Here is a 12,741-nt window from a genome sequence, read left to right as displayed (position 1 = left end):
CCCTTTGGAGAATCTCAAGATATCACCTACAAAAAACTTATCAGACATGAGACATAAGAGTACACCTCTAAAACCTCAGCTCATACATACCAAAAGGCATTTACAATGCTTATATTTTCTCTAATGCTTGTTGTATATCGGCAATAATATCATCAATATGCTCTAGACCTAAAGAACAACGAACGGTACCATCTAAAATACCGACAGCTTCTTTATCTTCTTTCGCTAATTTGGCATGTGTTGTAGAAGCTGGATGCGTTACAATCGTTCTAGTATCGCCTAAGTTAGCAGACAACGAACACATTTCTATACTATCAAAGAAAGTTTTCCCTCCTTGAACACCATTTTCCACTTCAAAAGCAACAATCGTACCTCCTAGTTTCATTTGCTTGATGGCAACTTCATATTGAGGATGAGACTTTAAAAAAGGATATTTCACCCATTTTACTTTTGGATGCGCCTCTAAAAACTCTGCTAATTTCAATGCATTATCACATTGCTTCTCACATCTCACTGATAGTGTTTCTAAGCTTTTAGACAATACCCATGCATTGAAAGGCGATAAAGAAGGTCCTGTTAAACGTGAAAACAAATAAATTTCACGAATCAACTCTTTAGAACCAACGGTAATCCCGCCTAAAACTCTTCCCTGTCCATCGATTAATTTTGTTGCAGAATGAATTACCAAGTCCGCCCCAAATTTAATTGGCTGTTGCAAATAAGGAGTTGCAAAACAATTATCAATAATCAGTAAAACACTATGTTTTTTCGCAATACGACTCAACTCTTCTAAATCTAGCACATCAACTCCTGGGTTCGTTGGAGTTTCTGCATAAATAAATTTAGTATTTGGCTGAATCAAACTTTCTACTTTCTCTACCTCTGTCACCCCAAAATATGAGGTTTCAATCCCCCATTTTGGAAAGTATTTTGTAAACAAACCATGTGTTGCTCCAAATACAGACCTTGCTGATACAATATGATCACCAGAACTCAACAAAGCAGCAAAAGTTGAATAGATAGCTGCCATCCCTGAAGCAAAAGCAAAACCATCTTCAGCTCCTTCCATTTTACATATTTTTTCTATAAATTCAGAAGTATTAGGATTGCTATATCTACTATATAAATCACGCTCTTTTTCTTCCGCAAAAGAAGCACGCATTTCCTCGGCATCATCAAATACAAACCCCGATGTTAAATACAAAGGTGTTGAATGTTCTTTAAACTGAGTTCTTTCAGATTGGGTTCTCACCGCTTCCGTTTCAAAATGTCTTTTACTCATTGTATTCTTTTTAATTACTGGGTCATATTAAAAACAACCCAACAGATCAATATTTTATTTTTATTTACAACCCTCCTTCAGAAAGCCTTAAGATATCACCAAAAACACCTCTTGCCGTAACATGCGCTCCTGCTCCTGCTCCTTGAATTACAATTGGCCTTTCCCCATAAGATTCTGTATAAATCTCAAAAATAGAATCAGCTCCTTTTACTTGCCCTAAAGCAGAATCTGCCGATACAGAAATCAGTTTCACCTCTAAACTCCCCTTATCTTGTGACAAATCACCGTGTAAATCACCAATATACCTCAACACATTTCCAGGTTCTTGTTTTTCCTTCACCTCTTGATAAACAGCATCAAACTGATCTAAATTACTTAAAAAAGTTTCTGTATCTCCTTCTCTTAAAGTTTCTGGAATTAAATTATGAATCTGAACATCAGAAAATTCATTTTTCAAATCCAATTCACGTGCCAAAATCAATAATTTTCTCCCAACATCATTTCCATTCAAATCCTCTCTTGGGTCTGGCTCTGTAAACCCCTGGTCCTTTGCTCCTTGTAACACTGTACTAAATTTCTCGTCATTCGCAGAGAAATTATTAAACAAATAGCTCAACGTGCCAGAAAACACCCCTTTAATTCTCGTAATATTTTCACCCGAATGGTGCAACATTCGAATGGTATCAATCAAAGGCAAACCAGCACCAACATTTGTTTCGTACAAGTATGTTTTTTTATTACGCTTTAACTCCTCTCTTAATCCTTCGTAAAACTCGTAAGAAATTGTATTTCCTATCTTATTTGAAGAAACTAAATTAAAGCCTTTTTGAACCAATGGAATATAATTTTCAACAAATTGAGCATTGGCTGTATTATCAACAGCTATCAAATTTTCTAAATGATATTCATTTGCAAATGCAGCAACCTCATCTACAGATCTCGCAATTCCATTATTTTCTAATTCTTTTCTCCAATCGTTAGTGATCCCAGTTTCATTTAAAACCACTTTTTTAGAATTCGCTACAGCAAAAACGTTTAAATCAACACCACGGCGTTTCAAGATTTTTGCTTTACTTTCTAGTATTTGATCGACCAGCGTCCCCCCTACTAAACCAACTCCAAAAATAGCGATATTAATTTTTTTAGCAACTCCAAAAATCTCCCCATGAATTACATTCACCGCCTTATGCAAATTCTTGTTTTTCACAACCAAACAAACATTCCTACCTGCAACTGTATTATTCATCAAAATTGGCTCTATACTATTTCGTATCAAAGCACTGTAAGAACTATTGAAAGAAGCTAGTGTTTTTCCCAATGTTGAAATTATTGCAACATCCTTTTCAACGCCAATTTTAGTAACATCTTTACTTAAAAAATCAAGATTGAATTCATTCGCCAAAGCCTCTCTTGCCTTACGAGCTTGAGTTGCATCTACAACAAAACTAATCCCTCTTTCAGAAGATCCTTGTGAAATAATACTTACACTGATATTATCTTTTTGCAACGCAGTAAACACCCTAGCATCAACCCCTACTTTACCCAAAAGCCCCTTACCTTCAAGATTAATCAAGGCCATGTTTTCTAATACCGAAATGGCTTTAATCCCATCTTTTGAGGCATGATCGTTAGTGATTAATGTTCCTTTACTAGAGGCATCAAACGTATTTAAAATTCTTAATGGAATTCCCCTTTCTGTTAAAGGAATCATTGCCTTTGCATTTAAAATATAAGCACCAAAGTTTGCCAATTCATTTGCTTCCTTGAAAGATAAATTTTCAATTTTTCTTGCATTTGGTACCAAATCAGGATTTGCCGTATAAATACCATCTACATGGGTATAATTTTCTAATTCATCCGCACCTAAATAGTTTGCCAATAAAGCTGCAGAGTAATTACTACCATTCCGTCCTAAGGTTGTTGTTTCATTTTCTGTATTAGATGCAATAAACCCTGTTACGATCTGAATTTCAGAAGCATTACAATTCTTAAAAAAATCAACCACATTATACTTCGAAACATCCTCAAGCAACTCAGCTTCTCCAAAAGTGGCATCTGTTTTTAACAACTCTCTAGAATCCACAAAATTTGCCTTGATCCCGTTTTTATTTAAAAGAGAAACTACCATTTTAGCAGACAATAACTCTCCATAAGCCAACACTAAATCTTTTATTTTAGGACTATAATCACCCAAAAGATTTACTCCTTCAAAAATCTTCTCAAGAAAAGAAAATTCTTCAGAAAAATCTGCCTTAGGGTTTGGCTCTATCTGATACTTTTTGAAATTTTCAAAAGCCTCTTTATAAGAAGTACTTTTTTTAGATTTTTCTAAAAGCTTTTCTAAATCGTTCGTAGAAGTACCTCTTGCTGAAAGTACCACGATACTTTTTTCTTTCTTTTTTATCTTTGAGCTAATGATATCCAAAACACTCTGAAGACCTTGCCCGTTTGCTAAAGATTTACCTCCGAATTTAATTACTTTCATGGCTTATATGTATGTCACTTATCAAAGTGAATTCTTACTTTATTAATTTAAAAAACATCTTTCAATAGTTTTTTCAGCTGAGCATCCTCAACCAAAAAACCATCATGTCCGTGTAATGATGTTATTTCTTTATAAACACTATCAATCCCTAATTCGTCCAAAATATTTTTAGTTTCAATATTCTCTTGAGGAACAAAAAAGAAATCAGAATCTATCCCAATCTGAATTATTTTTGCTTTGATCAATGGCGCTACTTCTTTAAAACTACCTCTATCTCTAACAATATCCAAAGTAGATAATAAGTGATTCACCATTTTATAAGATTGTAAGTGAAATCTGTTTTCTAACTGAAAACCATGGTGTAACAACCAACTTTCTACATTAGGAATCCCTAAATTTTCATTTACTGTTCTATTGAATTTTTCTTTAAACGAACCTGCCGTTCTATAAAACATCATTGCCATCATTCTAGCATCATGAACCGGTTTCTTGGAGTTTAATAGAATTTGTTCTTGAACTTTATTATGAGCTAAAATCCAATCAGAAGCTTTCCAATCCGACGCCACCACAATTAAGTTATCCGCCAACAAGGGAAATAACACTGCCATTTCCCAAGAAATTCCTCCTCCTAATGAACCTCCTATCAGAGCATGTAACTTTTTCACCTCTAACTGTTGCAAAGCCAACCCAAATAATTGAGCAACATCTCTAGCAGTGAAATCCTTATAATTTTCAATCAAATTATCAGGTTTCTTATCGAAACCATTTCCTGGAATATTAAATGATATGATAGTATACTTATTTGTATCTATTAGATTCCCTTCAGAAATAATTCCTTTCCACCAACCCGAATGAGGACTTGCCACATCAGAATTTCCCGTAAGAGCATGATTTACTAACACAATGGGAGCACTATGTAATTCTTGACCAAAAATTTCATAAGAAAGTTCTAGTTCATCATAGACTACACCTGTCTCGGTAGTAAAATCGACAATAGAATGATATTTTAAACTACTATTCAAAGTATTTCCTTTTTATTAATAACAAATTCACTTACTAATGAAATTTCAAAAGCGTTTCGGAAATGTTATAAAAAAATTAAAGGACTTTACTTAGTCTTTGGTTATCTATCCAAGCATATTGCCAAGGTAGAATTTAGCACCTTCTTTAAAAGAATAAAGGGTTGCTAAGGCTTCACCGGGTCTAATCCCTCTGCCTTTCTTGATAACATTTCAAAAAATATATGAACTACGTTGCAAAAATATGAATTATTTACCAAACTGCAACGTTTCTTTAGTAAATCTATAGTTCTCTTATGCGAACAAAGTTCAATCTGTCAACTGCATCGCATCTACCTTTTTAAAATCTTGATAAACTATATAAAATAATAAAGGGATTACAACAAACACCATAGGATTTGTTTGATAGGCTCCCAAAAAATTTAGGTAAAATAATTGTATAACAGCCCTAGTCATGCCACATCCTAAACAAGAAACACCAAAGACACTTTTAATCAAACAAGCTGGCAAAACATCAATTTTTGTAAAAAGATACAATAAAATTGAAACAGCATAATACCCAAAACACAGCATCACAACTTTACGATTTTTCACATAATTGAAAAACCTTTTTTTAATATTTAACCGGAACACCGTCTGCATCCTTAAAACTACCCGTCAATAAAATAATAAAATCAATCAAAACCCAAATACCACAACCTCCTAAAGTTAACAGTTGAACAACACCAATCGCCGTGTGCCCAGTATAAAACCTATGTGCTCCAAAAACTCCTAAAAACCAACATAATACTAAAGAAACGATCCATCTTTTTTCTTGTTCTTGACTAGCAGAAGACCTACCATAAATTACTTCTTGTCTTACACCACATTTTGGGCATATCTCTGCTTTTCTATTAATAGGCTCTCCACACTCATGGCAGTATTTTTCATTTTCAGTTTTCACAATCTTCATTTTTATATAATTTACCAAAGACAAATAATTTTGCCCTTGGTAAATTTAAGGAATTCAATTAATTTACAAAGACTTAAATGCATTTTCCAAGTCCGCTTTCAAATCTTCAACAGACTCTAATCCAACAGATAAACGAATCAAATCTTGAGAAACACCAGCTCCAAGCTGTTGCTCTTCACTTAATTGTTGATGTGTAGTACTTGCCGGATGAATAATTAAAGATTTCGTATCTCCAATATTTGCCAACAATGAAAATACCTTGGTGGCATCCGTTACTTTTTTAGCTGATTCAAAACCACCTTTTACTCCAAAAGTTACCAAACCACTTTGTCCTTTTGGTAAGTATTTTTTTGCTAAATCATTGTATTTACTTGAGGCAAGTCCTGGATAGTTTACCCATGCAACTTCTTCTCTAGACTCTAACCAGGTTGCAAGTTCTAAAGCATTTTCACTATGTTGCTTTATTCTTACCGGTAACGTTTCTAAACCTTGAATGATTTGAAACGCATTGAAAGGACTCAAAGCTCCTCCAAAATCACGTAAACCTTCTAAGATCAATTTAAATGTAAAAGCAGCAGCTCCCAAAGCCTCACTATAAACCAACCCATGGTAACCTGCTGAAGGCTCAGTGAATTCAGGGAATTTTCCATTTGTCCAATCAAAAGTACCAGCATCAATAATAGCTCCTCCAAGAGAATTTCCTTGCCCTCCAATATATTTTGTCAATGAATGAATCACCAAGTTAGCTCCATGCTTAATGGGATTTAACAATCCAGGTGTTGCTACTGTATTATCAACAATAAAAGGAACTCCTGCTTCTTTTGAATGTTTAGATATCCCTTCTAAATCAAGCACGTCTAACTTTGGGTTTCCTAAAGACTCCACAAAAAACGCTCTAGTATTGTCTTGTACTGCTTCTTTGAAACTATCCGGATTGGAAGCATCTACAAAAGTTGTTGTAATCCCCAATCGTGGCAACGTAACATTTAACAAAGTAAATGTACCACCATACAAACTACTTGAAGCTACAATATGATCTCCTGCTCTTAACAAAGTCATTAAGCCAGTTGCTATTGCAGAAGTCCCAGAAGCAAACACAACAGCTCCTATTCCTCCTTCAATAGCCGCCAAACGATCTTGTAAAATTTGATTCGTAGGATTGTTTAGACGTGTGTAAATAAAACCTAATTCTCCTAATGAAAATAAATTTGCCGCATGTTCAGTGTCGTTAAACACATAAGATGAGGATTGATAAATTGGAACTGCTCTTGTTCCTTGAGTTAATGTTGTGTCATGTCCTGCATGCAACGCATTTGTTTCAAATTTGTGTGTACTCATGTTGATAATTTTTAATAGTTTGTATTAATTTCTAGAACAAAAAAAACCTCTATAGAAAATCTATAGAGGTCTTGAATTTATGCATTATTTTAATTTTACACAATAGCATCCCCTACAGACCGAGATCCGCACATCATTTTAGAACACATATTTAATGTAAAATTCATTTCTTCTATTTTTGTTACAACAAATGTAGAAACTTTTATTTAAAAAGCAAATATTCATTTCTTTTTATGTAATTTTGCAGTATTAAAAGTAAAGAGGAAAGATTTGACTGATTGCCACCTCGTTAAAAAAGAGCTAAAGCAGGATTCTCAATCTATTTCTTTAGCGGTGCTGGTAATTATTTCTGTTTTTCTCGACTCATAGAAAAATTAAAAAATAATGGCATATTTATTTACGTCCGAATCTGTTTCGGAAGGACACCCTGACAAAGTTGCTGATCAAATTTCAGATGCTTTAATTGATAACTTTATGGCTTTTGATCCAGAATCTAAAGTAGCATGTGAGACTATGGTTACTACTGGACAAGTATTTTTGGCTGGTGAAGTAAAATCTAAAACTTATTTAGATGTTCAAAAAATTGCTAGACAAACTATCAATAAAATAGGATACACAAAAGGAGAATATCAATTTGACGGTAATTCTTGTGGTGTTTTATCTGCGATTCATGAGCAATCTGATGATATCAATCGTGGTATTGACAGAGAGGTTAAAGAAGAACAAGGAGCAGGAGATCAAGGAATGATGTTTGGTTATGCAACCAATGAAACCGATAATTACATGCCTTTGGCTTTGGAATTATCTCATAGGTTGTTGATAGAACTAGCTGCTTTGAGAAGAGAAGGAAATGAGATTCCTTACTTACGTCCAGATGCAAAAAGCCAGGTTACAATTCAATATTCTGATGAAAACAAACCAGAAAGAATTGAGGCTATTGTAGTATCAACTCAACATGATGATTTTGATGCTGATGACGCAAAGATGTTGGCAAAAATTAAATCTGACATCATCAATATTTTGGTTCCTAGAGTTCTTTCTAAACTAAAACCAGAGATTCAAGCCTTATTCGGAGATGATATCAAATATCATATCAATCCAACCGGAAAATTTGTTATCGGTGGACCACATGGAGATACTGGTTTAACTGGTAGAAAAATTATTGTAGATACCTACGGAGGAAAAGGAGCCCACGGTGGAGGAGCTTTCTCTGGAAAAGATCCGAGTAAAGTGGATAGATCTGCGGCATATGCTACAAGACATATTGCTAAAAATCTAGTTGCAGCTGGAGTTGCTGATGAAATTTTAGTACAAGTTTCTTATGCAATTGGGGTGGTAGAGCCGATGGGGATTTTTGTTGAAACATATGGAACCTCTAAAGTTTCTTTATCTGATGGAGAAATAGCAGCAAAATTGAGTACGATTTTTGACATGAGACCGATTGCTATTGAAAAAAGATTAAAACTAAGAAATCCTATTTATTTGGAAACTGCAGCTTATGGACATATGGGAAGAACTCCTGAAGTTAAAACCGTAAGATATGAATCTCCAAATGGTGAAGTTATTGAGAAAGAAATTGAAACTTTCACTTGGGAAAAACTTGATTACACTGAAAAAGTAAAAGAAGCTTTCGGATTATAAAAACCGAAATTACATAGAACATCAAGCGCCTCTAAATTCAGTTTTAGAGGCGCTTTTTATTTCTAAGATTTTTCTAAATTTGTAAAAAAACAAAGATGTTTATTATCGGAATCACCGGAGGTACTGCAAGTGGAAAATCTACTCTAGTTGAAAAAGCAGTCTCCCATTTTAATAAAAATGATATTGGAGTTATTTCTCAGGATTCTTATTACAAATCAACTGATGCACTGACACACGAACAAAGAATCGCAATTAACTTTGACCATCCAGATGCCATTGATTTTGATTTATTGGTTGAGCAACTCATTTCCTTAAAAAACAACATTCCTATTCAACAACCAGTTTATTCTTTCCACACTCACAACAGAATGAAAGAATGCAAAAGTTTTCTGCCAAAAAAAATTGTAATAGTTGAAGGTATTTTGATATTTAACGATAAAAGATTATTAGATTTGTTTGATTTAAAAATTTTTATTGATGCAGATGCGGATGAAAGACTGATGCGAAGAATCCTTAGAGATAATAAAGAAAGAGGAAGAGATACCCAAGAAGTTATTCATAGATATCGATCGACTTTAAAACCAATGCATAATCTGTACATTGAACCGAATAAAAAACATGCTGATTTAATTTTTAATAATACAGAAATAAGCACGAATAATTTAGAGGAACTGACTGAGATAATAAAAAAAAGACTAGCGTAATTTCATGAAACTAATAAAAAAGATACAGCAAAATAAAACTTTAAAAATCTTAACGAATAGCTATGTTTTGATTTTAATAGTTTTCTGTACATGGATGCTTTTTTTTGACGAAAACTCATATTTAAATCACAGAGAATACAATCAAGAAATAGAAGAATTAAAAAACTCAATAGAGTTTTATAAAAAAGAAATTGAGCATAACAAAAAAATGATTGAGGCCTTGAACGACCCAGAACAATTAGAAAAGTATGCCAGAGAAATTTACAGAATAAAAAAAGAAGATGAAACTTTATACCTTATAGAGTTTGACACAATTAAATAAAGAAAAAATGAAAATACTTGGTATTGGTAAAAACTACGTAAACAATCTTGAAGAGATAGATGCTCTTAAAAACGGAACTCAAATTATTTTCTCTAAACCAGAATCTAGTTTAGTATTAGACAACAACGATGTTGAATATCCTTCCTTTACAGATCAATTAATTTATGAACTAGAATTAGTTGTAAAAATTGGAAAAGAAGGAAAAAACATTGCTGAAGCGGATGCAGAATCATACATTTCTGAAATAGGTTTAGGAATTGATTATACCGCAAAAGACATTTTAACGACTTATAGAGATGTTAAAGGCCCATGGGATTTAGCTAAAGGTTTTGATGGAGCTGCTCCTATTTCAAAATTCTATCCTATTGAAAAATTTGAGGATTTGTCAAACATCAATTTTGATCTAAAAATCAACGGAGAGCAAAAACAAATTGGAAACACATCCAAAATGATTTACAATTTCAAAGAAATTATTGCCTATGTCTCTAAATTTATGACTTTAGAGCCTGGAGATCTAATTTTCACAGGAACTCCTGCCACTGGAGCTGGTAAAAATGTAAAAGGTGATCATTTACAAGGTTCATTAGAAGGTGAACTCTTGATAGATTATAAATTAATCTAATTCTTTTAGAATGTATATTTCACAAACCTTGATATTCGGAAGATTGTCAGGGTTTTATTTTTTTTGAAAGTATGATTTTAAAAAACCAGTCCCGTAACCATAAAACTGAACACTTGTAGCCACAACCGCTAACAAACCTACTTTCAAGCTCCCTTCAACTATCATTGCATGAATTGCTAAGATTATAAAATACCCTATATAAAGTAGCAAACCCAAACTTAAATTAAAGGCTGCTCCAAGCATAGAAATCATAAACCCGATAAAAAAAAGACTTGGGAACCAATACGTGATTTTTGCCGTTCCAGGAAAACGCTTGTTTAAAAAAGGCCTTGCTTTCCCAAAGGCATTTGTTTGCTTGTAAAATTGAGAAAAATCAACCCTTCGTTTATGATAAACAAAAGCAGTATCGATCAACTGTGTTTCAAAACCCTCTTTCCATAATCTAAAAGTAAGATCTATATCCTCTCCAATCTTTAAATCCGAAAAACCTTGAGTTTTTTCAAAAGCAGCTTTGGAGATTCCTAAATTAAAACTTCTCGGTTGAAACTTCCCTACTCCTTTTTTCTTTCCACGAATTCCTCCCGTAGTCATTAACGAGGTCATTGAGTAATTTATTGCTTTCTGAATATCAGAAAAACTCTCATGTGCCGCATCAGGTCCGCCAAAAGCATCTGTAAACTTTAAACGTAATTGAGTATCGACTGCGTTTAAATACCCATCGGGAATCAAACAATCGGAATCAAAAATTATAAAATAATTCCCCTTGGCTTTTTGCATCCCATAATTTCTACTTTTTCCAGCACCCTGATTCTCCGTTAAAAAATACTGAATGTTCAAATATTGTTTAACATGCGATACAATACTCTCACAGGTATTTGGAGAACCATCTTCTACGATCACCACTTCAAAAGAAAAATCTCCTTTCATCTTGGTCAAACTTTCCAACAACTCTTGTACCTCATCAGGACGATTGTAAACAGGAATAATAATAGAGTATTGTAAATTCATTTTATAAAATATGGAAGCCAAATATACTAAAGAAAATCATCTCTTTAGAAATTACTTTTGGAACAAAAAAAATGCAAGCGAAAGCGCTTGCATTTTAATATTTGAATCTTGAAAATCTTAGTTTTCTTCTGTAAACTCAGACATTACAGCTGTACTCACCCCCATGTTAGAGAATCCTCCATCATGGAATAAGTTTTGTAAAGTTACTTTTTTAGTCAAATCAGAAAATAATGAAATCGTATAGTCAGCACATTCCAATGCAGTTGCATTTCCTAAAGGAGACATTTTTTCAGCATAATTGATAAATCCGTCAAATCCTTTCACACCGCTACCTGCAGTAGTCATCGTAGGAGACTGAGAAACTGTATTAACTCTCACTTTATGATCTCTTCCAAAGAAATAACCAAAACTACGAGCAATAGACTCTAAATATGCTTTATTATCAGCCATATCATTGTAATCAGGAAAAACTCTTTGTGCAGCCATATAAGTCAAGGCAACTATAGACCCCCACTCACTCATTGCTTCTTTTTTGTAAAGAACATTCATAACTCTATGGAAAGAAAGTGCAGAAATATCAAAACCTTTATGCGTAAAATCATAATTTGATTCCGTATAGTGCTTTCCTTTTCTTACGTTCAAAGACATTCCAATAGAATGCAAAACAAAATCAATTTTACCTCCAAGTATTTCAACAGATTTCTCTACCAAATTTTCAAGGTCTTCCATTGAAGTTGCATCAGCAGGAATCACTTGAGAACCTGTTTTCTCAGCCAACTCATTAATTGTTCCCATTCTCATTGCAATCGGTGCATTGGTCAAAACAAATGTCGCTCCTTCTTCATGAGCTCTCTCAGCAACCTTCCAAGCAATTGAATTTGAATCTAATGCTCCAAAAATAATACCTCTTTTTCCTTTTAATAAATTATACATAAATATAAAATTGAATGTTTTTTAATTTTTTTTGTGTGGCAAATATACTAAAGATTGACAAATAAAGTTTTTCTCATTTAAAAAAACAAAAAACAACTACTCAACTTCTTCATAATCAACATAATCTCCTACATCTTTAGATTGATTGGTACGGTTAGCTTGAGGCTTCTTATCAATAATAGTTTCACCTACTTTCACATCTGACTGTGCGTTCGTAAAACCTGAACTTCTCTGTTGCGCTCTTTCTTGAGCCTTATCAACCGCTTTTTTCAATACGATAGGCAACACATATTTGGCTATAAACTTCATAGCATAAATCACTAACAATATGATTGCTATGGTTCTTAAAAAGGTAATAAAACCTGCTTCTTGTATCATTAAAACTATAATTTCTTTCAAAAATAACAATTTAAGAGGAACTGAACCGTTGCTATT

Annotated in this window: 13 protein-coding genes and 1 riboswitch; of the genes, 4 read left to right on the top strand and 9 right to left on the bottom strand. The window is 33.4% G+C overall.

All coding sequences use genetic code 11. From position 1 onward, the window contains the following. Window positions 1-109: 109 nt before the first annotated feature. From AC2DGP_RS00685 to AC2DGP_RS00660, 6 genes are all read right to left on the bottom strand, one after another. The gene (locus tag AC2DGP_RS00685; RefSeq protein WP_484491105.1) at window positions 110-1,282 is read right to left on the bottom strand and encodes a trans-sulfuration enzyme family protein; all 1,173 of its coding nucleotides are present in this window, start codon (window positions 1,280-1,282) and stop codon (window positions 110-112) included. A gap of 64 nt (window positions 1,283-1,346) precedes the next feature. Further along, window positions 1,347-3,767 carry a bifunctional aspartate kinase/homoserine dehydrogenase I gene (gene thrA / locus AC2DGP_RS00680; protein WP_484491104.1) on the bottom strand — a complete coding sequence of 807 codons (2,421 nt, stop codon included), beginning with the start codon at window positions 3,765-3,767 and terminating at the stop codon, window positions 1,347-1,349. Window positions 3,768-3,814: 47 nt separating this feature from the next. Next, window positions 3,815-4,789 (bottom strand): alpha/beta fold hydrolase, encoded by a 975-nt coding sequence (locus tag AC2DGP_RS00675; protein ID WP_484491103.1) that lies wholly within the window; start codon window positions 4,787-4,789, stop codon window positions 3,815-3,817. A gap of 98 nt (window positions 4,790-4,887) precedes the next feature. Beyond that, window positions 4,888-4,998, bottom strand: a riboswitch (SAM riboswitch). Window positions 4,999-5,095: 97 nt separating this feature from the next. Further along, entirely contained in the window at window positions 5,096-5,380 is a 285-nt protein-coding gene (locus tag AC2DGP_RS00670) for a DUF2752 domain-containing protein (RefSeq protein ID WP_484491102.1), read from the bottom strand. Between the two features lie 19 nt (window positions 5,381-5,399). After that, entirely contained in the window at window positions 5,400-5,738 is a 339-nt protein-coding gene (locus tag AC2DGP_RS00665; protein WP_484491101.1) for a TM2 domain-containing protein, read from the bottom strand. A 63-nt stretch (window positions 5,739-5,801) separates the two neighbouring features. Further along, window positions 5,802-7,076 (bottom strand): O-acetylhomoserine aminocarboxypropyltransferase/cysteine synthase family protein, encoded by a 1,275-nt coding sequence (locus AC2DGP_RS00660; protein ID WP_484491100.1) that lies wholly within the window; start codon window positions 7,074-7,076, stop codon window positions 5,802-5,804. Window positions 7,077-7,460: 384 nt separating this feature from the next. Between AC2DGP_RS00660 and metK the strand changes: the two genes are divergently transcribed. From metK to AC2DGP_RS00640, 4 genes are all read left to right on the top strand, one after another. Beyond that, on the top strand, window positions 7,461-8,717 hold the full coding sequence (metK, locus tag AC2DGP_RS00655; RefSeq protein WP_484491099.1) for a methionine adenosyltransferase: 1,257 nt from the start codon (window positions 7,461-7,463) through the stop codon (window positions 8,715-8,717). A gap of 95 nt (window positions 8,718-8,812) precedes the next feature. After that, a complete protein-coding gene (gene udk, locus AC2DGP_RS00650; protein ID WP_484491098.1) occupies window positions 8,813-9,421 on the top strand; it encodes a uridine kinase in 609 nt (202 codons plus the stop codon). Between the two features lie 4 nt (window positions 9,422-9,425). Then, window positions 9,426-9,743, top strand: coding sequence for an FtsB family cell division protein (locus tag AC2DGP_RS00645; protein ID WP_484491097.1), 318 nt, complete (start codon window positions 9,426-9,428; stop codon window positions 9,741-9,743). A 7-nt stretch (window positions 9,744-9,750) separates the two neighbouring features. Beyond that, window positions 9,751-10,365, top strand: a complete 615-nt coding sequence (locus AC2DGP_RS00640) for a fumarylacetoacetate hydrolase family protein (RefSeq protein WP_484491096.1) — start codon at window positions 9,751-9,753, stop codon at window positions 10,363-10,365. Window positions 10,366-10,419: 54 nt separating this feature from the next. Here the strand turns inward: AC2DGP_RS00640 and AC2DGP_RS00635 are convergent, their stop codons facing one another. The 3 genes from AC2DGP_RS00635 to AC2DGP_RS00625 all read right to left on the bottom strand — a co-directional run bounded on the left by AC2DGP_RS00635 (window position 10,420) and on the right by AC2DGP_RS00625 (window position 12,705). Beyond that, a complete protein-coding gene (locus AC2DGP_RS00635) occupies window positions 10,420-11,373 on the bottom strand; it encodes a glycosyltransferase family 2 protein (RefSeq protein WP_484491095.1) in 954 nt (317 codons plus the stop codon). A gap of 117 nt (window positions 11,374-11,490) precedes the next feature. Then, window positions 11,491-12,306, bottom strand: coding sequence for an enoyl-ACP reductase FabI (locus AC2DGP_RS00630; protein ID WP_484491094.1), 816 nt, complete (start codon window positions 12,304-12,306; stop codon window positions 11,491-11,493). A gap of 96 nt (window positions 12,307-12,402) precedes the next feature. Next, window positions 12,403-12,705 (bottom strand): DUF4834 family protein, encoded by a 303-nt coding sequence (locus AC2DGP_RS00625; RefSeq protein WP_484491093.1) that lies wholly within the window; start codon window positions 12,703-12,705, stop codon window positions 12,403-12,405. Between the last annotated feature and the right edge of the window lie 36 nt (window positions 12,706-12,741).

The sequence above is a fragment of the Flavicella sp. IMCC45537 genome (assembly GCF_057197705.1).
The sequence above is the reverse complement of the archived record's forward strand: the minus strand, read 5'-3'. Positions and strand labels throughout refer to the sequence as shown.

What these genes read in the sequence shown, in the direction of transcription:
- AC2DGP_RS00685 (WP_484491105.1), bottom strand. Translation starts at nt 1,282, where the DNA reads ATGAGTAAAAGACATTTTGAAACGGAAGCGGTGAGAACCCAATCTGAA.
- thrA (WP_484491104.1), bottom strand. Translation starts at nt 3,767, where the DNA reads ATGAAAGTAATTAAATTCGGAGGTAAATCTTTAGCAAACGGGCAAGGT.
- AC2DGP_RS00665 (WP_484491101.1), bottom strand. Translation starts at nt 5,738, where the DNA reads ATGAAGATTGTGAAAACTGAAAATGAAAAATACTGCCATGAGTGTGGA.
- AC2DGP_RS00660 (WP_484491100.1), bottom strand. Translation starts at nt 7,076, where the DNA reads ATGAGTACACACAAATTTGAAACAAATGCGTTGCATGCAGGACATGAC.
- metK (WP_484491099.1), top strand. Translation starts at nt 7,461, where the DNA reads ATGGCATATTTATTTACGTCCGAATCTGTTTCGGAAGGACACCCTGAC.
- udk (WP_484491098.1), top strand. Translation starts at nt 8,813, where the DNA reads ATGTTTATTATCGGAATCACCGGAGGTACTGCAAGTGGAAAATCTACT.
- AC2DGP_RS00645 (WP_484491097.1), top strand. Translation starts at nt 9,426, where the DNA reads ATGAAACTAATAAAAAAGATACAGCAAAATAAAACTTTAAAAATCTTA.
- AC2DGP_RS00640 (WP_484491096.1), top strand. Translation starts at nt 9,751, where the DNA reads ATGAAAATACTTGGTATTGGTAAAAACTACGTAAACAATCTTGAAGAG.
- AC2DGP_RS00635 (WP_484491095.1), bottom strand. Translation starts at nt 11,373, where the DNA reads ATGAATTTACAATACTCTATTATTATTCCTGTTTACAATCGTCCTGAT.
- AC2DGP_RS00630 (WP_484491094.1), bottom strand. Translation starts at nt 12,306, where the DNA reads ATGTATAATTTATTAAAAGGAAAAAGAGGTATTATTTTTGGAGCATTA.